This is a genomic window from Pseudomonas putida, from assembly GCF_028682475.1.
GTDB lineage: Bacteria > Pseudomonadota > Gammaproteobacteria > Pseudomonadales > Pseudomonadaceae > Aquipseudomonas > Aquipseudomonas putida_AG.
The window spans coordinates 1-246 of record NZ_JANHLE010000152.1 but is presented as its reverse complement, the minus strand read 5'-3'; the positions used below and the strand labels follow the sequence as shown (position 1 = coordinate 246).

General features: G+C 52.8%; 1 protein-coding gene. It reads right to left on the bottom strand.

Annotation, left to right across the window (positions count from 1 at the left end; all coding sequences use genetic code 11):
* Window positions 1–246, bottom strand: a 246-nt coding sequence (locus NPS47_RS25595) for a hypothetical protein (RefSeq protein ID WP_274297469.1), incomplete at both ends; no start/stop codon positions are given.

The following is a 246-nucleotide window of genomic DNA, read 5'->3' as shown; positions in this document are numbered from 1 at the left end:
CTGGGTGTAAGTTAAATCCGCTGGGCGAAGGTTATATACGGGTCCGCCGGGCAACTCTCCGAGCTGCTTCGGATCGACCCAGTTGCCATCAAGAAACTGGTCGTAAAAATTATTCTCCGTGGCATACAGCCGATCTTTAGAGAAATAGCGCTTCTCGACTATTGCCGGTTGCAAGGTCAGTTCTTTGCCCGCCAGTGCTGCCGGCAGCTGGATTTGTACCCAGAACCCCAGACACTTTTTCGGGGT